Annotated in this window: 19 protein-coding genes; 12 read left to right on the top strand and 7 right to left on the bottom strand. The window is 74.3% G+C overall.

The features are described 5' to 3' along the window. Positions 1-6: 6 nt before the first annotated feature. Together ACSMX9_RS13440 and ACSMX9_RS13435 are read right to left on the bottom strand one after the other, a co-directional pair. Entirely contained in the window at positions 7-2,280 is a 2,274-nt protein-coding gene (locus ACSMX9_RS13440; protein WP_445402556.1) for an MMPL family transporter, read from the bottom strand. Between the two features lie 76 nt (positions 2,281-2,356). Further along, positions 2,357-3,220, bottom strand: coding sequence for a CAP domain-containing protein (locus tag ACSMX9_RS13435; protein ID WP_445402555.1), 864 nt, complete (start codon positions 3,218-3,220; stop codon positions 2,357-2,359). Positions 3,221-3,502: 282 nt separating this feature from the next. Here ACSMX9_RS13435 and ACSMX9_RS13430 point away from each other — a divergent pair, with 282 nt between their 5' ends. Then, on the top strand, positions 3,503-3,868 hold the full coding sequence (locus tag ACSMX9_RS13430) for a PH domain-containing protein (protein WP_351238948.1): 366 nt from the start codon (positions 3,503-3,505) through the stop codon (positions 3,866-3,868). A gap of 49 nt (positions 3,869-3,917) precedes the next feature. Here ACSMX9_RS13430 and ACSMX9_RS13425 read toward each other — a convergent pair whose 3' ends face one another. Beyond that, positions 3,918-4,577, bottom strand: coding sequence for a response regulator (locus ACSMX9_RS13425; protein ID WP_445402984.1), 660 nt, complete (start codon positions 4,575-4,577; stop codon positions 3,918-3,920). Positions 4,578-4,732: 155 nt separating this feature from the next. After that, positions 4,733-5,983, bottom strand: coding sequence for a sensor histidine kinase (locus ACSMX9_RS13420; RefSeq protein ID WP_445402554.1), 1,251 nt, complete (start codon positions 5,981-5,983; stop codon positions 4,733-4,735). A gap of 285 nt (positions 5,984-6,268) precedes the next feature. Between ACSMX9_RS13420 and ACSMX9_RS13415 the strand changes: the two genes are divergently transcribed. From ACSMX9_RS13415 to ACSMX9_RS13405, 3 genes are all read left to right on the top strand, one after another. Beyond that, positions 6,269-7,474: a glycosyltransferase family 4 protein gene (locus tag ACSMX9_RS13415; RefSeq protein WP_445402553.1), complete on the top strand. Its 1,206-nt coding sequence runs from the start codon at positions 6,269-6,271 to the stop codon at positions 7,472-7,474. Positions 7,475-7,510: 36 nt separating this feature from the next. Beyond that, entirely contained in the window at positions 7,511-8,467 is a 957-nt protein-coding gene (locus ACSMX9_RS13410) for a pirin family protein (RefSeq protein WP_351238954.1), read from the top strand. Positions 8,468-8,634: 167 nt separating this feature from the next. Then, a complete protein-coding gene (locus tag ACSMX9_RS13405; RefSeq protein ID WP_445402552.1) occupies positions 8,635-9,378 on the top strand; it encodes a GNAT family N-acetyltransferase in 744 nt (247 codons plus the stop codon). 90 nt (positions 9,379-9,468) lie between these two features. Here ACSMX9_RS13405 and ACSMX9_RS13400 read toward each other — a convergent pair whose 3' ends face one another. Both ACSMX9_RS13400 and ACSMX9_RS13395 read right to left on the bottom strand, forming a co-directional pair. Next, the gene (locus ACSMX9_RS13400) at positions 9,469-10,227 is read right to left on the bottom strand and encodes a hypothetical protein (RefSeq protein ID WP_445402551.1); all 759 of its coding nucleotides are present in this window, start codon (positions 10,225-10,227) and stop codon (positions 9,469-9,471) included. A gap of 82 nt (positions 10,228-10,309) precedes the next feature. Beyond that, entirely contained in the window at positions 10,310-10,582 is a 273-nt protein-coding gene (locus ACSMX9_RS13395; RefSeq protein ID WP_445402550.1) for a hypothetical protein, read from the bottom strand. Positions 10,583-10,823: 241 nt separating this feature from the next. On the opposite strand from ACSMX9_RS13395, the gene ACSMX9_RS13390 reads away from it, so the two are divergent. After that, the gene (locus ACSMX9_RS13390) at positions 10,824-11,663 is read left to right on the top strand and encodes a helix-turn-helix domain-containing protein (RefSeq protein ID WP_445402983.1); all 840 of its coding nucleotides are present in this window, start codon (positions 10,824-10,826) and stop codon (positions 11,661-11,663) included. A gap of 14 nt (positions 11,664-11,677) precedes the next feature. Beyond that, positions 11,678-11,875: a DUF397 domain-containing protein gene (locus ACSMX9_RS13385; protein WP_445402982.1), complete on the top strand. Its 198-nt coding sequence runs from the start codon at positions 11,678-11,680 to the stop codon at positions 11,873-11,875. 41 nt (positions 11,876-11,916) lie between these two features. On the opposite strand, the gene ACSMX9_RS13380 is transcribed toward ACSMX9_RS13385, so the two are convergent. Further along, a complete protein-coding gene (locus ACSMX9_RS13380) occupies positions 11,917-12,690 on the bottom strand; it encodes a tellurium resistance protein (protein WP_445402549.1) in 774 nt (257 codons plus the stop codon). A gap of 396 nt (positions 12,691-13,086) precedes the next feature. Between ACSMX9_RS13380 and ACSMX9_RS13375 the strand changes: the two genes are divergently transcribed. The 6 genes from ACSMX9_RS13375 (at position 13,087) to ACSMX9_RS13350 (ending at position 19,381) form a co-directional block, all read left to right on the top strand. After that, positions 13,087-14,664, top strand: a complete 1,578-nt coding sequence (locus ACSMX9_RS13375; RefSeq protein WP_445402548.1) for a methyl-accepting chemotaxis protein — start codon at positions 13,087-13,089, stop codon at positions 14,662-14,664. Continuing rightward, positions 14,661-15,158 carry a hypothetical protein gene (locus tag ACSMX9_RS13370; RefSeq protein WP_445402547.1) on the top strand — a complete coding sequence of 166 codons (498 nt, stop codon included), beginning with the start codon at positions 14,661-14,663 and terminating at the stop codon, positions 15,156-15,158. The genes ACSMX9_RS13375 and ACSMX9_RS13370 overlap by 4 nt, the downstream gene beginning before the upstream one ends. A gap of 131 nt (positions 15,159-15,289) precedes the next feature. After that, positions 15,290-15,955 carry a vWA domain-containing protein gene (locus tag ACSMX9_RS13365; protein WP_351238964.1) on the top strand — a complete coding sequence of 222 codons (666 nt, stop codon included), beginning with the start codon at positions 15,290-15,292 and terminating at the stop codon, positions 15,953-15,955. Between the two features lie 10 nt (positions 15,956-15,965). Beyond that, on the top strand, positions 15,966-17,255 hold the full coding sequence (locus ACSMX9_RS13360) for a protein phosphatase 2C domain-containing protein (protein ID WP_445402546.1): 1,290 nt from the start codon (positions 15,966-15,968) through the stop codon (positions 17,253-17,255). Then, positions 17,252-18,199 carry a hypothetical protein gene (locus tag ACSMX9_RS13355; RefSeq protein ID WP_445402545.1) on the top strand — a complete coding sequence of 316 codons (948 nt, stop codon included), beginning with the start codon at positions 17,252-17,254 and terminating at the stop codon, positions 18,197-18,199. The genes ACSMX9_RS13360 and ACSMX9_RS13355 overlap by 4 nt, the downstream gene beginning before the upstream one ends. A 102-nt stretch (positions 18,200-18,301) precedes the next feature. After that, positions 18,302-19,381 (top strand): AI-2E family transporter, encoded by a 1,080-nt coding sequence (locus ACSMX9_RS13350; RefSeq protein WP_445402544.1) that lies wholly within the window; start codon positions 18,302-18,304, stop codon positions 19,379-19,381. The last annotated feature ends 4 nt before the right edge of the window (positions 19,382-19,385 follow it).

The following is a 19,385-nucleotide window of genomic DNA, read 5'->3' as shown; positions in this document are numbered from 1 at the left end:
CCTCCGTCACCCGGCGGGCGGGCGGGGCGGCGGCGCCTCGCCCTCCGCGTGCAGGGTCGGCAGCACCCGGTCCAGCCAGCGCGGGGTCCACCACGCGCCGCGGCCGAGCAGCGTCATCACCGCGGGCACCAGCAGCAGCCGCACCACCGTCGCGTCCACCAGCACGCTCACCGCGAGGCCCAGGCCCAGCATCTTGACCACGATGTTGTCGGAGATGACGAACGCGGCGAAGACGCTGACCATGATCAACGCGGCGCAGGTGATGACCCGCGCGGTGATCTCCAGGGCGTGCGCCACGCTGGCCTTCGGGTCGCCGGTGCGCAGCCACGCCTCGTGGATGCGGGAGAGCAGGAAGATCTCGTAGTCCATGCTCAGCCCGAAGACGATCGCGAACATCATCATCGGCACGTAGCTCTCGACGGGCACCGTCCCCGACACCCCGAGCGCCGGCCCGCCCCACCCCCACTGGAACACCGCGACCACCACCCCGTAGGAGGCCGCGATGGACAGCACGTTGAGGACGGCCGCCTTCAAGGCCACCAGCACGCCCCGGAACACCACCAGGATCACCAGGAACGCCAGCCCCACCACGGCCGCGATGATCCACGGCAGCCGGGCGGCGACGATGTCCAGGAAGTCGACCTGGGCGGCGGTGGTCCCGGTGACGTACCCGTGGGCGGAGGTCCCGGCGACCGCGTCCGGCAGCACCTCGTCGCGGAGCCGGTTGACCAGGTCGGTGGTCCGTGCGTCCTGCGGGGCCGCGACCGAGTAGGCGGTGCCCACCAGCACGTCCCCGTCCGAGGTGGCCGTCAACGGGGTGACGTAGGCGGCGTCCGGCACCCCGGTCAGCGCCTTCGTCGCCTGCGCGGCCAGCGCCGACCGGTCCGCCTGCGGGACGTCCGACTGGTCGACGACCAGGGTCAGCGGACCGTTGGAGCCGGGACCGAACGCGGAGGACATCAGGTCGAAGGCGCGCCGGTCGGTGAACGACTTCGGGTCGGCACCGTCGCCGATGTGCCCCAGCTGGATCGAGAACACCGGGATCGACAGCACGGCGAGGACCGCCACCCCCGCCCCCGCGTACCACCAGGGCCGTCGTTCCACCCGCCGGGCGTAGCGGTGCCAGGCACCGGTGACCTCCTCACCGGGCTCGGCGTCGGTCTCGGCGATCGGGGTGCGCACCCGCCACCGGTCGACGTGCCGTCCGACCAGCCCGAGCAGCGCCGGGACCAGGGTCAGCGCGCCGAGCACCGCCGTCACCACGGTCACCGCGGCGGCCAGCCCCAGTTTGCCGATGAAGGCGATGCCCGACACCCAGAGCCCGGAGAGCGCGATGATCACCGTGCAGCCGGAGAGCAGCACCGCGTGCCCGCTGGTGGCCGCGGCCCCGCCGGCCGCCGCCACCGGGTCCCGGCCGTCCATCAGCCCCTGCCGGTGCCGGGTGACGAGGAACAGCGCGTAGTCGATGCCGACGCCCAGCCCGATCATCGTGGCCAGGGTGGGGGAGACGGTCGCGAAGGTGGAGGCGGCGGCCAGCAGGGCGAGCAGCGCCAGTCCGCAGACCACGCTGATCAGCGCGGTGACCAGGGGCAGCACGGCGGCGATGACGCTGCCGAAGCCGATCAGCAGCACCACGATCGCCACCCCGAAGCCGATCGCCTCGCTGAGCCGGTCGTTCGGCTCCGGACGTGCCAACTCGCCGAGCGGGCCGCCGTACTCGACGTCCACGCCGGCGGAGCGCAGCGGCTGCACCGCCTCGTCGACGCCGTGCAGGTAGTCCTCGCCGAGGGTGGAGGGCTGGACGTCGAACCGGACGGTGACGTACGCGGTGTGCCCGTCGCCGGAGAGCGGGCCCACGTCGGGTGCGCCGGACGGTGTCGGGGGAGCGGTCAACGGGTTCTGCACGGACAGCACGTCCGGCAGCTTCTGGAGCGCGGTGACGGTCTGGTCGAGCTGCGGGCCGACCGCGCCGAGCGGCCGGTCGGCGTCGTGCAGCACGATCTGCGAGCCGTAGCCGCCGGCGGCCGGGTCGTGGTCCTTGAGGACGTCGAGCCCGTGCTGGGACTGGGTGTCGGGGAGGGAGAAGTCGTCGGAGTAGGTGCCGCCGTAGGCGTGGTGCAGCGCCTGGAGCCCGAGGAGCGCGGCCAGCCACAGCAGCAGGACCGGGACGGCGTGCCGGGCGCAGAACTCGCCGACCCGGCGCAACGGCCCGGGCCGGCGGACGCCGGTTCCGTGCGCGCCGCCGGGCCGGTCCGCGCGCGGCTCGCCCGTGGCTGGCATGCCCCGAGTGAAACCCCGGCGGTCCGCCGGCGCACGCCCGCGCGGCAGGACGGGTGACGGTCGGGGATGCGCCGGGTCAGCGCGCGGGCGCGGCGAACACCTGTGTCCAGTGCGGGCCGCCGGGTGAGCCGCGTTCGCCCTCGATGCCCAGGCCCATGTGGACGAAGGAGCAGTTGAGGATGTTGGCCCGGTGGCCGGGGCTCTCCATCCAGCCGCGCACGGCCGCGGCGGCGGTGCGCGGGCCGGCCGCCACGTTCTCCCCGACGACGGACCAGGCGTAGCCCTGGGCGGTGACCCGGTCGCCGACGTCCGTCCCCTGCGGCGAGACGTGGTCGAAGTAGCCCCGCAGCCCCATGTCCCGGCTGTGGCCGACCGCGGCCCGGTTCAGCCGGGCGTCGGCGGTCACCGGGCGGCAACCGGCGCGCACCCGGTGGGAGTTCACCAGGGCGGTGACCTGGGCGACCATGCCGGAGCCGGCGCCCGAGCGGCCGGTGCGCGGCCGGGCGGGGGACGGTGCCCCCTGCGGGGAGGGCTCGGCCCCGGGGCCGGTGGTCCCGGCCGGGGCCGGGCTCGGCCCGGGGGTGGCCTGCTGCGGGGGCGTGCCGGGGTCGGTGGGCGCCGGCGCGGCCTCCGGCGTGGGGGTGGCGGGGGAGCGCGGGGCCGGGCTCTCGGGGCCGGTGTCGGGTCCGCCGGGCGGGGGCGGGGCCAGTGCGGCGGTCCGTGCCGCGCCGGCGGCGACCCCGGCCGGGGTGCCGAAGGCGGTGGCCGCGGCGACCGTTCCCGCCCCGAGCGCGGCGATCACCACGAGGGCGCCCCACAGCCGTCGACCGGTGCGGGCCCGCCGGCGTCGGTGCCCGCCGGCGGGCCGTCTGCCGGTGCCGGGCGGGGCGCCCGGGGTCGGGGACGCGGGGGGCGGGGGGAGCAGGGGAACGTCGTCCACGGGGGTCCTTCACGGTGAGCGGTCCGGTCGTACGGGCTGATGGTCCGGCCGGGGGGAGGCCGGGCCCGAACTCCCTTCCCCCCAACGAGAGATCGGCGCCGAGGGCGTTCCCCTCGGTCATGGATGACCCGATCGTGTGGCCGAAACCCCGGGTCCGTCACCCGGCCCGTCACCCCGTGCGGTCCGGCCGGGGAGGGGCGCTCGGGCAACCCCCGGCTTCCCGTTTGCGTGTGATACGACAGAAGGGTCCTCTCATCGTACGAATTCAGCGGGGTACTGGTCATGGCACTGTTCGGGAACGCGCACACGATCGATCCGCAGCAGGCGGCGCACGACTTCGGGAAGCTGTTGGGTCACGGGGAGCAGGTGCACGCCGCGTACCAACTCGTCCGGGACGCCATCCTCTTCACCGACCGCCGACTGATTCTGATCGACAAGCAGGGCATCACCGGCAAGAAGGTCGAGTACCACAGCGTGCCGTACCGGAGCATCACCCACTTCGCGGTGGAGACCGCCGGCACCTTCGACCTCGACGCCGAGCTGAAGCTCTGGGTCTCCGGCAACTCGGTGCCGATCCAGAAGACCTTCACCAAGGGCGTCGACATCTACGAGGTGCAGGCGATCCTCACGCAGTTCGTGGCGGGCTGAGCCGGCCGGCGACCGGCCCGCCCCGTCCCGCGACGGGAGGCGGGCCCGGTCAGCCGCCGCGGGGCCGGACCAGGCCCGACTCGTACGCGGCGATCACCGCCTGCGCCCGGTCGCGCAGCCCCAACTTGGCGAACAGCCGGTTGATGTGGGTCTTCACGGTGTGGTCGGTGATGGTCAGCCGGGCGCCGATCTCGGCGTTCGACAGCCCCCGGGCGATCAGGACGAGCACCTCCGCCTCCCGCGCGGTCAACCCCTCGGCACCGCGGGCCGGCAGCCGGTTCGTCCTGCTGTGCACGAAGTCCCCGATCAGCCGTTTGGTGATCTCCGGGGAGAGCAGGGCCTCGCCGGCCGCCACGACCCGCACCGCGTGCAGCAGTTCGGCGAAGGTGGCGTCCTTCAGCAGGAAGCCGCCGGCCCCGGCCGCCAACGCGTCGTACACGTACTCGTCGAGCCCGAACGTCGTCAGCATCAGCACCTTGGGCGCGTCGACCGGGTCCGCCAGGATCTCCCGAGCGGCATCGATGCCGCTGAGCCGCGGCATCCGGATGTCCAGCAGCACCAGGTCCGGCCGGGTCTCGGTGACGACCCGCACCGCCTGCGCCCCGTCCTCGGCCTCCCCGACCACCTCGATGTCGTCCTGTGTGGACAGCAGGTTGACGAATCCGGTGCGCACCACGGCCTGGTCGTCGGCGACCACCGTGCGGATCACCCCGCCCCGGCCCGTCCCGGTGGACGGGGTGCCGTCCGGGCGGGGGTCGGCCGGGTCGCCCGTGCCGTGTCCCCGGTCGATCACGTTCCGCCGTTCCCTCCGCGCGTCACCCGCTGCCCCTTCCTCCACCACGTGTCCGTCCCGTTCCGCCGTGCTCACCAGGGCAGCTCGGCGACCACGATGAAGCCCCCGCCGGGGCGTGCGCCGGCGCTCAGCCGTCCTCCGACGAGTGCCGCGCGCTCCCGCATCCCGTTGAGCCCGTGCCCGTGACCTCCGTCGGAGGGAGCGGCCCGGGCGGTCGGGTCCGGGCGGGCGCCGCCGCCCGGACCGTCGTCGACGATGCGCAGCACGAGCAACCGGGCCTCGGCCCGGTAGTCCACCTCCACCAGGGTCCGGCCGCCCGGCGCGTGCTTGCGGGCGTTGGTCAGGGCCTCCTGGACGATGCGGTACGCGGACAGTTCCCAGCCCGCGGGCAGCGCCACCGGCTCCCCGCTGATCCGCAACCCGGCCCGTTCGCCCACCGCACGGTGCTGCTCGACCAGCGCCGGCAACTGCGCCAGCGTGGGGTGCGGGGCGGTGAGCGCGCCGGGCGCGCCGGGGGTGCGCAGCACGCCCAGCAACCGTCGCAACTCGTCCATCGAGGCGCGGGCGTTCACCGCGATCTGCTGGAACCCCTCGCGGGCCTCGGGCCCCAGACCCGGAGTGGTGTACGTGGCGCTCTCCGCCTGGACCGCGATCATCGACACCGAGTGCGCCACGATGTCGTGCAACTCGCGGGCGATCGAGGCCCGTTCCGCCGCCGCGGCCTCCCGGCGCTCCAGCGCGATCAACCGGGCCTGTGCCAGGGCCCGTTCCCGGCGGGTCTCGTCCCGGGCGCGCACCGCGTCGCCCATCGCCACGGCGCCGATGACGATGACGGTCAACACGAACGCCTCGGCGAACAGCCCCAGCGAGCCGGGCCGCCCGACGGTCGGCACCGGGACGCCGTCGACCGGCGGCCAGGTCGCGATGTGGACCAGGTTCACCGCCCCGGCGCCGAGCACTCCGCTGAGCACCAGCACCGCCGGGTGCTGCACCCGGTGCCGGGCGAGGGTGTAGACGCCGACCAGCCCGCTGACCATGGTCACCAGGTAGAAGGTGTGATCGGCGGCGAAGGCGAGCAGCGCCGCGGCGACGGTGAGGAACCCGAGGGGCGGACAGGTCCGCCGCCATGCCAGCGACACCGTGGACAGCAGCACCCCCGCCCGGGTCCACGGGTCAGCCGGGTACCAGGACAGCTCCAGCACCGCGAGGACGGTCAGACCCCATCCCGTCACGTTCTGGTACCCCGGCGAGCCGATCCACCCGCGCAGCGCCGTGGCGCGGGGGCGCGGGCGTGGTGTGCGGGGGTGCGGCACAGCGAACACGCCCTCCCCGTCCCTTCCGTCGAGCCCGTGGTGCCGCGGGGTCCCGTGGTGGGGCCGCACCGTCCGTTCGCTCCTCACCGTACGGGTGGAGTTGGGCGGACACGTCAGCCCACGGGTTGACGTGCGGATACGCCCCAGGAGCCGACGACCGCCCGGGCGACCCTTCCTAGCCTCGGACGGGGCCGAAGGGCGCGGTGCGCACGGGTCCCGACCCGGAGGACCGGGGCCGGGACCGGCTCCGTCCCCGGGCGACCGAACCGGGCAGAGCAGAGCGGAGAGGCGCGCATGCGCACCCTGATCGTCACCAATGACTTCCCGCCCCGGCAGGGCGGCATCGAGACCTTCGTCGGTGCCCTCGCCGCCCGCTTCCCGCCGACCGGGGTCGTCGTCCTCACCTCCGCGCACCCCGGCGCCCGCGCGTACGACGCCGCCCTGCCGTTCCCGGTGGTGCGGGCCGCCACCCGCACCCTGCTGCCCACCCCGGGGGCCACCGCCCTGGCGGTGCGGACCGCCCGCCGGTACGGCTGCGACCGGGTCTGGTTCGGCGCGGCGGCCCCGCTCGGGCTGATGGCGCGCGGCCTGCGCCGCGGGGCCGGGGTGCGCACGGCCGTCGCCACCACCCACGGGCACGAGGTCTGGTGGGCCAGGACCCCGGGCACCCGGGCGCTGCTGCGCCGCATCGGCGCCGACGTCGACGCCGTCACGGTGCTGGGGCCGGCCACCCGGCGGCCGATCGCCACGGCGCTCGCCCCCGGAACCCGGGTGGAACGCCTGGTGCCCGGCGTGGACACCGCCGCCTTCCGCCCCGACCTCGACGGCACCCCGGTCCGGGACCGGTACGGCCTGGCCCGCCGCCCGGTGATCCTCTGCGCCTCCCGGCTGGTGCCCCGCAAGGGCCAGGACACCCTGGTCAGGGCGGTGCCGTGGGTGCGCCGGGCGGTGCCCGACGCGGTCCTGCTGCTGGTCGGGGACGGCCCGTACGAGGGGGAGCTGCGCCGGCTCGCGGCGGCGGAGGGCGTCTCGGACGCGGTGGTCTTCGCGGGCGGCCACCGCCACGCCGACCTGCCCGGCCACTACGCGGCGGCCGACGTCTTCGCGATGCCCTGTCGAACCCGTCGCCGAGGGCTGGAGGTGGAAGGGCTCGGCATCGTCTACCTGGAGGCCGCGGCGGCCGGGCTCCCCGTCGTCGCCGGCCGGTCCGGCGGCGCCCCGGACGCGGTGCGGGACGGGGAGACCGGCTACGTCGTCGACGGCACCTCGGTCGCGGCGGTCGCCGACCGCCTGGTGCGCCTGCTGCGGGACGGGCGCCTGGCGGCCGACATGGGGGCGCGGGGGCGCGCCTGGGTCGGGGAGGAGTGGAACTGGGACCGCTCGTACGCGGTGCTGCGCGCCCTGCTGGAGCCGCCGGCGGGGGCGGGGGGCGCGGCATCGGCCCGGGACCGGGGGAATGGAGAGCCGCGGGGAGACGTTACGAGTGGCAGAAAGTTTTAGATTCAACTAAAGTCGGATCACGAGGAGGTACCCGCGATGCCCGCTGTGACCGTTGAGAACCCGTTGACCCTGCCCCGCGTGGTGGCGCCCCAGGATGCCGAAGCGCGTCCGGTACTCGCCGTGACCACCGCTCCGAGCGGCTTCGAGGGCGAGGGATTCCCGGTCCGCCGGGCCTTCGCCGGAATCAATTACAAGTACCTGGACCCGTTCATCATGATGGACCAGATGGGCGAGGTCGACTACGCGGCGGGCGAGCCGAAGGGAACCCCCTGGCACCCGCACCGCGGCTTCGAGACCGTCACCTACATCATCGACGGGACGTTCATCCACCGCGACTCCAACGGCGGTGGCGGCACCATCACCAACGGTGACACCCAGTGGATGACCGCCGGTGCGGGGCTGCTGCACATCGAGACCCCGCCGGAGGAACTCGTCGCGTCCGGCGGCCTGTTCCACGGTCTCCAGCTCTGGGTCAACCTGCCGGCCGCGGACAAGATGAAGGACCCGCGCTACCAGGACATCCGCGGCGGCGAGATCCAGTTGCTCACCACGGCGGACGGCGGCGCGCTGCTGCGCGTCATCGCCGGCGAACTGGACGGCCACGAGGGCCCCGGCATCACGCACACCCCGATCACCATGGTGCACGCCACCGTCCGCCCCGGCGCCGAGGTCACCCTCCCCTGGCGCCAGGACTTCAACGGCCTCGCCTACGTCCTGGCCGGCCGCGGCACGGTGGGCGCCGAACGCCGTCCGGTCCACCTGGGCCAGACCGCCGTCTTCGGCAACGGCTCGTCCCTCACCGTCCGCGCCGACGAGAAGCAGGACTCCCACACCCCCGACCTGGAGGTCGTCCTCCTCGGCGGTCGTCCGCTGCGCGAGCCGATGGCCCACTACGGCCCGTTCGTCATGAACACCCGCGAGGAACTCCAGCAGGCGTTCGAGGACTTCCAGAAGGGCCGCCTGGGCACCATCCCGGCCGTTCACGGGATGTGACCCCGCCGGTCGCCCCACGGCGGCCACCCGCAACGGCGAACCCACCGAACCCCGCCCGGCTCCGGCCGGGCGGGGTTCGTGGTTCCCGCGCGGTGGGGCGGGCCGCAAACCTCCCCGCCCCCGGAGCGGTGCGGGGAGGCGGACCCCGGCGGAGCTAGCCTTCCGGCATGCGCTGGGACGAAGAACGCCTGCTGACTCTGGAGATCGACGTCAACCACGGCCTCGTGCCGCAGGATTCCGACACCCCGCAGGCAGTCCTGAGAGATCCTTCCCTGCTCGCCGTGTGGGCCTGGTCCCCCGGCGCACGGCTCCTGGCACTCGCGCCCGGGCTCGCGCTCCCCGACTCGATCGACGGCACGGAGCAGCAGTACGCCCCCGGTGAGCCGCCCGAAGCCCTGCGCCGTCTGGTCGCGTCCCTCGACCACGACCGGAAGGCGTCCGTCGTCGAGGGCGGACCGAGCTACGTCTTCCCCGACCGCCTCACCGACCCCGACCCGTCCCCGCTGCCCGTCATCACCTCCACCACGGACGGCCTGCGCACCGCCCGACAACTCGTCCGGCCCGACAACTGGCAGCCGGGCGAGTGGAACGAGCTGGTCAACGGGCGCACGGGGCAGTGGGCCATGGCCGTCCACGACCGGGAGCCGGTGTCGATCTGCTTCACGCCCGCGTCGAACGCCACCGCCGCGGAGGCCGGCGTCTGGACCCGCCCCGACTTCCGCGGCCAGCGCCTCGCCCCGGCCGTCCTCGCCGCCTGGTCGGAGCGCGAGCGCCGCACCCGGAGCGTGCTCTTCTACAGCACCACCGCCGACAACCACGCGTCCCGCTCCGTCGCCCGCGCCCTCGGCCTCACCCCGCTGGGCTGGATCTGGACCGTGGGCGAGGACCCGAGCGGACCTCGGCGGGACTGACGCGGGCGGCCGGCGCGAGCCCGGTGGTGGCACGGACGCCCCCGCCGGGCGGGGTGCCGGCGGGGCAGGGGCGGGAACGGAGTGCCCGGGTCAGGGCGGGGGCGCCGGGCGGAGGGTGATGCCGAAGCCGGGGAGCAGGTCGATCGCCTCGTTGGCCTCGGTGACGGTCTGGCGGGGCACGGCACCCTGTCCGATGCGGCGGAGGGCTTCGGCCTGCCAGCCCTCGGGGAGTTCGGCGAACCGGCGGGCGGTTTCGCTGCCGTCGTCCTTCTCGCCGGACGGGGTGGTGTCGATGTCCTCGCGGCCCGGGCCGATGAGGCGTTGGGCCTCGCCGAGGGCGTCCCAGACCCGGGACGGTTCGGCCCAGTTGGTCGGACCCGGCGCGGATCCGGGGCCGTGTTCGAGGATCCGGAAGACCTCGGCGCGCCAGACGGGGTGGAGGTCCTGGAGCCAGGCGAGCTGGTGGAGGGCGGCCTCCCGTTGTTCGTGCCGGCCCTCCGCCTCCGGCCAGCGGTCCGTGCGCCGCGGTTCGCAGTGCCGGCCGAAGTGGGCACAGTCCCGCACCAGCTCGGCGAGGACGGGCTGCCGCTCGGCGAGGTCGGGGGCCGGACCGGCGGCGATCCGGTGGGCGGCGGCGAGGGTCCAGTACATCGCCGCGCGGTCGGTGGGGATGAGCCGGTGCCACGCGTCGTGGGCCTTCAGCTGCTCCCAGGCCAACGGTGCGACCCGGTGGACGAGTTGCTGTGCTGAGGGCCAGGGGAGCTCAACGGGTGGCCTCGCCAATGTGTCGAGGGCGGTGCGGAGTTCGTCGAGGTCGCCCGGGACGGGCGTGGAGGGTTCTTCGGTCATGCTGCCCTGCCGATACGGGTGAGGGTGAGGTGGGTGTCGGGCACGGGACGTGGGGTCGAACGGACCCCTCGGGGCGTGGCGTTCAGGTGGTGGCGTCGGGGAGGGAGCGCGGGCCGGCGTCCTGGGGCGGGTCCCACTGCACCAGGTCGAAGACCACCCGGTCGTAGCGCCGGTGGCCGGTGAGGCGGAAGTGCTCCTCGGTCCAGGTGAGCACGTCGTCCCAGCTCCTGCTCCCGGGCCGGCCGGGCGGTACCGCCCCGCAGCGAGGGGTGCCCGAGATGCACTGGACATGGGCCTTCTTGTCGGACTCCATCTGCTTCAACTCCCAGTCGATGTCGCGGAAACGCCTGCTCATCCCCGAGCCGCCCCCGGGCGGCGGAGGTGGTACTCGCCGCTGATGTGGTCCATGACCCACCCGACGACACCCTTTCGAGTGTCAAATGCCAGATCGCCCACGCCGATTCGGGGCGACTGCGACTCTGTGCCGACCTCCATACCGGGCACGGCCGTTCCTCTTCGTAGGGGTTCCACTACCAGGGAAGTCAGGGTGGCTCAGCGTCCGGCACTTCTTCAACGTGTCAGGGGTGAAGAACACAATGGTCAACATCAAGGACTTGAACCCCGGAGCGAGCCCCGAAGCGGCCTTCGGAGCACGTCTGCGCAGTACCCGGATAGGACGGGGCTGGACCCAGGACCAACTGGGCGAACGCACGGATTATTCGGGGAGGCACGTATCCGCCGTGGAAACCGGTCGCAAGTCTCCGACCCGTCGCTTTTCGTGCGCGCTGGACAGCGCCTTCGGTCTGAGAGGGGCGGAAGAGTCGTTCGAGCGGGCTTGGCGGGAGATCGTCCACGGCAGCCTGCTGGCGGGCTTCCCCGAGTACGTCGGCTACGAGGCGCGGGCCGTGGAGATCCGGTTGTACGAGGTCGGCGTCGTGCCCGGACTCTTGCAGACCCGGGAGTACGCATCGGCCATCGAGGACTACGAGGTCACGCGTGGGGCAGCCACACCTGAACAGGCCGAGGAACGGGTGGCCCTCGTGGCAGAACGGCAGGAGGCCCTGAAGCGACCACGCCCACCCATGATCTTCGTCGTGTTGGACGAGGGGTGCGTTCGCCGGCCGATCGGCAGCCCCGAGATCATGGACGCGCAGTTCGCGCGCCTGTTGGAGTTCGCCGATATGCCGAACACCTCGCTACAGATCGCCCCCTTCGCGATGGGCGTACGGCGGACATTCAGCCTGCCGATCACAATTCTGACCCTCCCGGACCGATCGCTGATGTCCTATGCGCAGTCGTCTCAGCAAGGGCATCTGGAGCGCAACGTAGCCGCTGTGCTCCCCAGGCTGACCGATTACCATCAACTCCAGGTGGGAGCACTGTCACAGGATGCTTCCGTGGCTCTGATCAAACAGCTTCGAAAGGGCGCCGCGTGACGATTGAATCTGCCATGCCCCGTTGGTTCACGTCTTCCTACAGTGGTCAGGGCGGTCAATGTGTCGAGGTCGCCGTCAACCTCGCCGGTGTACAGGGCATCGTTCCCCTTCGCGACTCCAAGAACCTCGGCGGTCCCGCCCTGACGGTTTCCGCTCCCGCCTTCTTCTCCTTCGTCGCGAGCGTCAAGGCCGGGGGCACCGGGCCGGCCTGAGGAAGCGGCCGGTCACGGGAGAGTGCGGGGCGGGTCGCCCCCTATCCGTCCTTGCTCGCGTACACCCACTGGAACCCGAACCCGTAGGCGGCGTCCAGTTGTTGCTGTATCCACAGCTCGGGCGAGGGGCGGAACCAGCGGACCTCGCGGCGGAGGGAGAGGCCGTCGACGGCGGGTCGGACCAGGGCGATGGCGCAGGCGGTGGCACCGGACGGGGAGTCGTCGAGGTGGATGCGGGCGCCGGGTTCGCCGGGCACCGTGACCGTGACGGTGGCGCCCAGGGCACGGAAGTCGACGGCGCCCTCGTACACGTACACGTAGAGCAGCAGCCGTTCGAAGACGTGGGCGTGGTCGAGGCTGACGCGCAGGGTCTCGCCGTCCGAGCTGGCCCCGGTGCGGTCGTCCTGGTCGAGGCTGACGTAGGGCCACCGGGTGAGGGAACCGTAGGAGCCGCCGAGGGCCTGCACGGCGGTGCCGTCGCCCTCGCGGCAGGCCACCAGGCAGCCGAGGTCCAGGTCGGCGTCGGCCCCGGGACGCCAGTTGAGGTTGGCCTGGAGGACGCCCCGGCCGCCGGTGAAACGGGTCTGCGGCCGTGCGGCGGAGAGCACCACGGGCGCCGGCTCTATCCGGTCGGGGGCGCGCACGGGGGTGCGCGGGCGTCGCAGGTCACGGGAGTCGGCCGGGACGGGTGAACCGGTGGTGGCCGGGGAGGCGGTGGGGGTCGGCTGGGGAGGCGGGGCGGACGCGGAGGGGTTCCGCAGGTGGATCACTCCGCGGGGACGGTCGTCCCCGGAACGGTCGGTGCTGGTGTTCATGGACTCCCCCGGTGCGTCCCAACTCCCTGCGAAACAAGGCGGATCATATGCCCTGTCCGCGCCTTGTGCGCTAATATCGGCGCCCGCGCACGGAGCCCACGGGGGTGAGCAGGCGAGGCCGGGGCGCGGGGGCGGGGTCGGCCCGCCCGGAACGGGGAGGCGGCATCGGACGTCGGTGACCCGCGGCGGTTCCCGGCGAACGCACGGGGGCGAAGGACGGCTGACGGGCGGGGACGGGAGCGGTCGTGGCCCGACCGTGCTCCGTCGGTGGCCCGTCGTGTCGGTCCTCCGGGGCCCGTGGAGTCCGTTTCCCTGCGTTCCGTCGTGCTCTTGGTGTTGTGTGGTGCGAAGAGCCGGTGGTTCGTTCTCTGTCGTTCTCACTTCTAGGGGTTGGCAATGCCCGTTGGGGCACTGGCGGACCGCACTGCGGTCGCCACACAGCTCAGGGACCTGGCGGACCGGCCCGCGCTGGCGCCGCGCCGGGACGAGTTGACGACGCTCGCCGACGCCCTCCAGGGGCTCGGTGACAGCGACCTCGAATCCTGGGCGGAACTCGACCTGTTGGCCGCGTACGCCCGCCCGGAGAGCGTCCGGGTGTCCGCCGCGGAACCGGACGGGCCGGAACGGGCCGTGTGGGGCGTCCTGGAAGCGGTGCTCGGCACGCTGGTGTTCGTGCCGCTGCTGCTCACCTGGATCGGGCTGACCCGGGCGTCGAGCGCGTACGAGGCGCTGATCGGGGCGGATCCGAAGATGGCGGCCCGGCCCTTCCTCCAGCTCTGGCAGACCGGGTTCGAGGGCAGGCTGACCGGCTGGTCGACCTTCGGGAACGTGGCGCTGCTGGCGACCGGGGCCATCCTGGTCCTGTTGGTCCTGACCGCCGTGCACGGGCTGCGCAGGGCCCGTGAGGACCGGCGGGAGGCCGCTGCCCAGCGCACCGCCGAGGATCTGCTGGCCCGGCTGGTGCCGGTGCTCACCCGTGCGCAACTCCTCCTGAACGAAGAGCGGTTGACGGCTCCCAGCAAGTTCACCGGGGAACTCTCCAAAGCGGCGGGGTCGCTGGGTTCGTTGGTGCGGCGGGCCGCCAGCACGCAGAAGGAGCTGTCCGCCGCCGCCACCGTCGTGGGGGAGGCCGTGGACGGCGCCGAACGCCGGCTGGCCGGGGTGGACGCGGCGACCCGCCCGATCGAGCAGGCGGTGGGCAGGGTCGAGACGGCCGTGCGCACCGCCGGGGACGGGGTCGGCAAGGCCCTGGACGGGGTGCGCACCGTCAACGGCGAGGTGCGGGACGCGCTCGGCGCGGCCGGGGAACGGGTCGAGGACTCGGTGCACACCCTGGGCGCCGCCCAACGGTCGTTCACCACGGCGACCGAGGTCGCCACCGACGTGTCGGCCCGGGTCCTGGACCGCTTGGGCGAGGTCACCGAGGAGACGGCGCGGGCCGTCGCCGGATCGCAGGAGGCGGTCCGGCTGCTGTCGGAGGAGGCGCGTGCGCTGCGGGCGGCGGCCGAGCGGTTCGCGGACCTGGTCGAGGTGCTCGCCGCCCGGTCCGCCCCGGCGCCGGCGAGCCCCGCGCCGGTGGCCCCCGCCGGCCCGTCCGGCGGGGGTCCCGGCGGAGTCCCCGGTGGTCCCCCGTCCGCCGCCCCGGCGCCCACCGGGCCCTTCGTGCCGCCGCCCGCGTCGTCCCCGTCGTCGGCCCCGCCGGCCGGGCACCGGGAGCCCGGCACCCCGTCGACGCCCGGTGCGGTGCCCGGGGCGTCGGGGCCCGTGCTGCCGGTGCCCCGGGCCGGTTCCAGCAGCACCGAGGGCCGCACCGGCACCGGGGTGGAGAGCACCTCGCCCGGGGGGCGGTACGGCCCCTGGGTGGACGACGAGCCGCAGGACGCCCGCCCGATCGTCGACGCCGCCCCCGTGACCGGTGCCGATCCCGTCGCCGATGCGGACCCCGCCGTGCAGCCCCCGGCCGGTCACCGGTGAACCGGCGCACCCGGCACCGCCGTTACCAGCCGCTGCACCTGGCGGGCTGGCTCTTCGCGGACCTGCTGTTGGTGCTGGCGCTGGTCGCGATGGGCGACCAGGGCGACCCGGTGAAGGCCGCCGAGGGGGCGCGGCCCTCCCCCGCGGCCTCGGCGGAAGGCAAGGCGAAGGAGAAGAAAGCGAAGCCGAAGGGTCCGCGCGCGGTCCACCGCACCCCCGTCAAGGTGTCCATCGCGGCGGCCCGCGGCGACACCGACCGGATCGTGCGGCGGCTGCGCGAGGTCACCGCCCCGCACCGCGGCAAGCACGCCGCGTTCGTGCTGACCTTCGGCCACCACCGCGACCCGGGGTCCGGCGGGGAGTACGCCAACCGCGTCAACGCGCTGCTGGGCAAGGCCCGTCCGGACATGTTCGACGGCGCGACCACCCGCGACTTCTGGAAGGGCGGCGCAGCCGGCTCCGCCGATCTGGAGATCTACTTCTACACCTACTGACCCCGCCCCGCGCCCACCCGATCCGTCCATCCGTCCATCCGTCCGACCCCCGCACCGGAACCAGACGAACACCGCAGCCGTCCCCACCAGCCGAACCCCCGATCACCACGCCGCCCGGAGGTACCACGACCGTGCAGATCCTTCCCTTCTACCTCGTGTGCGACGAGTCGGGATCCATGAACGGGGACCCGCTCGACAGCATCAACACCGCACTGCCCGAACTCCACCGCGAGATCAGCACCAATCCGACCGTCGCGGACAAGACCCGGTTCTGCCTCATCGGCTTCTCCGACGACGCGAAGGTCCTGCAACCGCTGGTGGACCTCAGCGACATCGACACCCTGCCGGCCCTCGCGGCCGGCGGACTCACCGTCTACGGGGAGGCGTTCCGCACCCTGCGCACCTGCATCGAGGCGGACGTGAACGGGCTCAAGGCCGAGGGCCACGACGTGTACCGACCCGTCGTGTTCTTCCTCTCCGACGGCGGGCCCACCGACGAGGACTGGCAGCAGGCGCACAAGGAACTCATCCAGGCCCGCTACCGTCCCAACATCATCGCCTTCGGCATCGGCGAGGCGGACCGGCCGACCATCGGACACGTCGCCAACTTCCGGGCGTTCATGCAGCAGGACCAGAGCGTCTCCGCGGCCCAGGCGCTGCGCGAGTTCGCGGCCAGCCTCACCCGGTCGATCGTGCGCTCCGCGAGCAGCATCCCGGCGGACGGCAGTGGCGGGTTCAACCTCGCCGTGGACGAGACCGTGCCCGGGTTCACCACCGTCGCCCTCGACAAGCTCTGAGGCGGGCGACGTGCACCAGCAACCGGAGAACCCCCAGGAGTGGCCGGCCCCCGCCTCGGGCCCCGAGGACCCGGCGCACCCGACCCACCAGGGCCCCCCGGCGAGCACCGGGGACGCCCTCGACGAGACCTGGTTCAGCCTGCCGCCCGGGGTCGGCGCCGTCCCCTACCGGCCACCGGCGCAGCCGGCGCCCGCCCCGTCCGTCCCCGGGCAGGTGCGGGGGCCCGGCCCCCTGCCCCCGGCCGAACCCGAACCCGTGCCCGCGCCGGTGCGCGTCTCCGCACCCGCACCCGTTCCCGCCCCGGAGCCGGAACGGGAACCGGACCCGGAACCGGCGGCCCCGCCCGAGGCCGCCGCCCCGGCGGGCGAGCCCGCGCACCAGCCCGTCCCCCTCCTCGGCACCCCGCCGCACAGCGGGCCCAGGCCGCCGCTGTACCCGCCGGACCCGGGCGCGCTGCCCGGCGTGCGGGAGGACCTCGACGGGGCGGTGCTGCCCGACATCGTCGTGGACGGGGCCCGCTACGGGGCGCTCACCGTACGGGCCGCCTCGGTGCGCGGCGACTCGCACCGCTACGAGGGCGGGCCACGGCAGGACGCGCTGGTGGTGTGCCGGATCGGCGGACCCGAGCCGGCGCAGGGGCTGCTGCTGCTCGCCGTCGCGGACGGGGTGGGCTCGGCGGCACGTTCGCACGTCGGCTCGCACGACGTGTGCCGGGGCATCGCGTTCTTCCTGGACCGCTACGCTGACCAACTCGCCGAGGCCCTGCGGCTCGTGGACGAACGGACCCTGGGGGCCCTGGTCAACTCGGCGGTCGGCAGCGTGGCCGAGGGACTCGCCCAACGTGCCGAGCAGGGCGGAGAGTCGCCGACCGGGCACGCCACCACCCTGCGCGGGCTGCTGGTGCCGCTGGACCCGACCGTGCGGCACCGCGGGTTCTTCGCGGTCGGCGACGGCGGCGCGGCCCGACTGCGCCGGGGCGCCTGGGAGGTCGACGTGTTCGGGGAGGGCCACGGCGGGTCCGGGGTCATCGACACCGGGACGGCGGCGCTGCCCGGGTCCCGGCTGGCCCGGTCGGAGGTCTTCGGCCCCGTCGAGGACGGGGACGTGCTGGTGCTCTGCACGGACGGGCTGTCCACCCCGCTCGCCGGCGACCCGGGGATGCGGGAGTTCCTGGCCGCTGCCTGGGGCGGCGGCCCGGTGCCCGGGCCGGTCGACTTCCTCTGGCAGCTCCAGTACCGCGTGAAGTCCTACGACGACGACCGCACCGCCGTGGTCCTGTGGGAGGGCCCGGGGGCATGAGCGAGGCAGACGGCGTGGACGTCCCGCTCGGCTCCCTGCCGGTCCGGGACCGGATCGGGGACGGCGGGCAGGGCGAGGTGTTCACCCTGTCCGACCGGCCCGCGGTGCTGTACAAGAGCTACCGCGACCCGCGGCGGGTCGACGGCGAGGCGCTCGCCGCGCTGGTCGCCGTGCGCCGGGCGCTCGATCCGGCGCACCGGGACCGGCTGGACGCGGAGGCCGCCTGGCCGCTGTGCCGGGTGGTCGACGCGGGCCGGACGACCGGCTTCCTGATGCACCGGGCCCCCGCCACGATGACCTGGACCACGGGCACCGGGAGCACCAAGCTCACCGAACTGGCGTTCCTGCTCCGCCCGGCGAAGGCGGCCTGGCAGGCCGTGGTGCAACCGACGCCCGACGAGCGGTTGGCGCTGGCCGCGGCCCTGGTGGAGGCGGTGCTCCGGCTGCACACCATGGGCCTGGTCTTCGGTGACCTGTCGGCCGCCAACGTGCTGTGGACGGTGCGGCCCGAGCCCGCCGTGCACCTGCTGGACTGCGACGGGGCGCGGCTGGTGGGCCGGGCGCCGGTGCTGGCGCAGGCCGACACCATCGACTGGGGCGACCCGGAGGCGCCGCCCGGCACGGTCACCGTCGACGGCGACCGCTACAAGGTCGCCCTCGCGCTGGCCCGCGTCCTCGCCCGCGACCCGTACGCCGCCCCGGGCGCCCCGTTCACCCCGCTGCCGGGGGTGCTGGACGAGCGGCGGGAACAAGCGGTGCGCCGGCTGCTGGACCAGGCGGCCGGCCCGTACGGCTCCCGCCCCGACCTCGGACAGTGGCGGGTGGCGCTCGGCGGGCGGCAGCTCATCAAGCTGACGGCGGCCACCCCCGCGCCCCGACCACCCGTGGACCGCGCCAAGTTCGACGGCATGCGCCGGCGCGGGACGATCAACCTGCGGGACTGAGCCGCGGCCGGCGCGCCCGGGCCCCGGGCCCGCCGGCCGGCCGCGTCACCCGTTCGCCGTCCCCGTGCGGCGGTGCGGCGCCCGGGCTGGTCGGCTGGAGGGGTGCGTCCCCTGCTGCCCGAACCCGTGCGCCGCGCCGCCGCCTGGTGCGTGGTGTTCCTGCTGGTCGCGGGGGTGGCCGCGGTCGGGATCTGGCTGTGCATCGTGTTCAAGACCGCGGTCACGCCGGTGCTCCTGGCGCTGCTGGGCACCGCCCTGCTGCGCCCGCTGTACCGGCGGCTGGTGGCGGCCCGGGTGAACACCTCGCTCGCGGCCGGCCTGACCTGCGCCGCGGTCCTCGCCGTGGTCGGCGGGGCGGTGTACATCGTGGTCGCCGCGCTGGTCGACTCGGGCCCGCAGATCGTCGACTCGCTGAAGGTGGCCAGCCGTTCCCTCAGCGAGTACTTCGGGGCCGCCGGCACCTCCCTGGACGACCTGGCGACCCATGCGAAGTCGCTGCTCGGCCGGTTCGGTTCGACGGCGGCCTCCGGGGTGATCACGGGGATCAGCGTGGTCGGAACGATGATCGCCACCGCGGTGCTGGCCCTGCTGCTGATCTTCTTCTTCCTCCGGGACTCCGGGCGGGCGCTCACCGCACTGCACTCCTTCGCGCCGGGCGGCAGCGGGCGCACCCTGGAGGCGATGGCCCGGCGCGCGTTCCGGGCCGTCGAGGGCTTCATGCGGGGCACCACGGTGATCGCGTTCATCGACGCCGTGTGCATCACCGTCGGCCTGCTGGTGCTCAAGGTGCCGGGCGCGGTCGGGCTGGGCGCGCTGGTCTTCGTCGGCGCCTACATCCCGTACCTGGGGGCGTTCATCTCCGGCGCGGTGGCGGTGCTGGTCGCCCTGGCCGACCGCGGTTTCGTGATCGCGCTCTGGGCGCTCGCGGTGGTCCTCGCGGTACAGGTGCTGGAGGGGCAGGTGCTCCAGCCGGTCATCCAGAGCCGGACGGTGCAGATGCACCCGGCGATCGTGCTGTTGGCGATCACCGCGGGCGCCTCGGTGGCCGGCATCCTCGGCATGCTGCTGGCCGTGCCGCTGACGGCGGCGGCCTTCGGCGTGGTCGCCGAACTACGGGAGCACTACGCCGCCCCGGCCCCGCCCCCCGGTGCCGCGGGCGACGCACCCGAGTCCGGCACCTGACCCG

It is taken from the genome of Streptomyces sp. LE64 (assembly GCF_052606915.1).
The sequence above is the reverse complement of the archived record's forward strand: the minus strand, read 5'-3'. Positions and strand labels throughout refer to the sequence as shown.

Excerpts from the sequence above, each read along its gene's own strand:
- ACSMX9_RS13440 (WP_445402556.1), bottom strand. The coding sequence starts at position 2,280 with ATGCCAGCCACGGGCGAGCCGCGCGCGGACCGGCCCGGCGGCGCGCAC.
- ACSMX9_RS13430 (WP_351238948.1), top strand. The coding sequence starts at position 3,503 with ATGGCACTGTTCGGGAACGCGCACACGATCGATCCGCAGCAGGCGGCG.
- ACSMX9_RS13415 (WP_445402553.1), top strand. The coding sequence starts at position 6,269 with ATGCGCACCCTGATCGTCACCAATGACTTCCCGCCCCGGCAGGGCGGC.
- ACSMX9_RS13410 (WP_351238954.1), top strand. The coding sequence starts at position 7,511 with ATGCCCGCTGTGACCGTTGAGAACCCGTTGACCCTGCCCCGCGTGGTG.
- ACSMX9_RS13405 (WP_445402552.1), top strand. The coding sequence starts at position 8,635 with ATGCGCTGGGACGAAGAACGCCTGCTGACTCTGGAGATCGACGTCAAC.
- ACSMX9_RS13400 (WP_445402551.1), bottom strand. The coding sequence starts at position 10,227 with ATGACCGAAGAACCCTCCACGCCCGTCCCGGGCGACCTCGACGAACTC.
- ACSMX9_RS13395 (WP_445402550.1), bottom strand. The coding sequence starts at position 10,582 with ATGAGCAGGCGTTTCCGCGACATCGACTGGGAGTTGAAGCAGATGGAG.
- ACSMX9_RS13390 (WP_445402983.1), top strand. The coding sequence starts at position 10,824 with ATGGTCAACATCAAGGACTTGAACCCCGGAGCGAGCCCCGAAGCGGCC.
- ACSMX9_RS13385 (WP_445402982.1), top strand. The coding sequence starts at position 11,678 with ATGCCCCGTTGGTTCACGTCTTCCTACAGTGGTCAGGGCGGTCAATGT.
- ACSMX9_RS13380 (WP_445402549.1), bottom strand. The coding sequence starts at position 12,690 with ATGAACACCAGCACCGACCGTTCCGGGGACGACCGTCCCCGCGGAGTG.
- ACSMX9_RS13375 (WP_445402548.1), top strand. The coding sequence starts at position 13,087 with ATGCCCGTTGGGGCACTGGCGGACCGCACTGCGGTCGCCACACAGCTC.
- ACSMX9_RS13355 (WP_445402545.1), top strand. The coding sequence starts at position 17,252 with ATGAGCGAGGCAGACGGCGTGGACGTCCCGCTCGGCTCCCTGCCGGTC.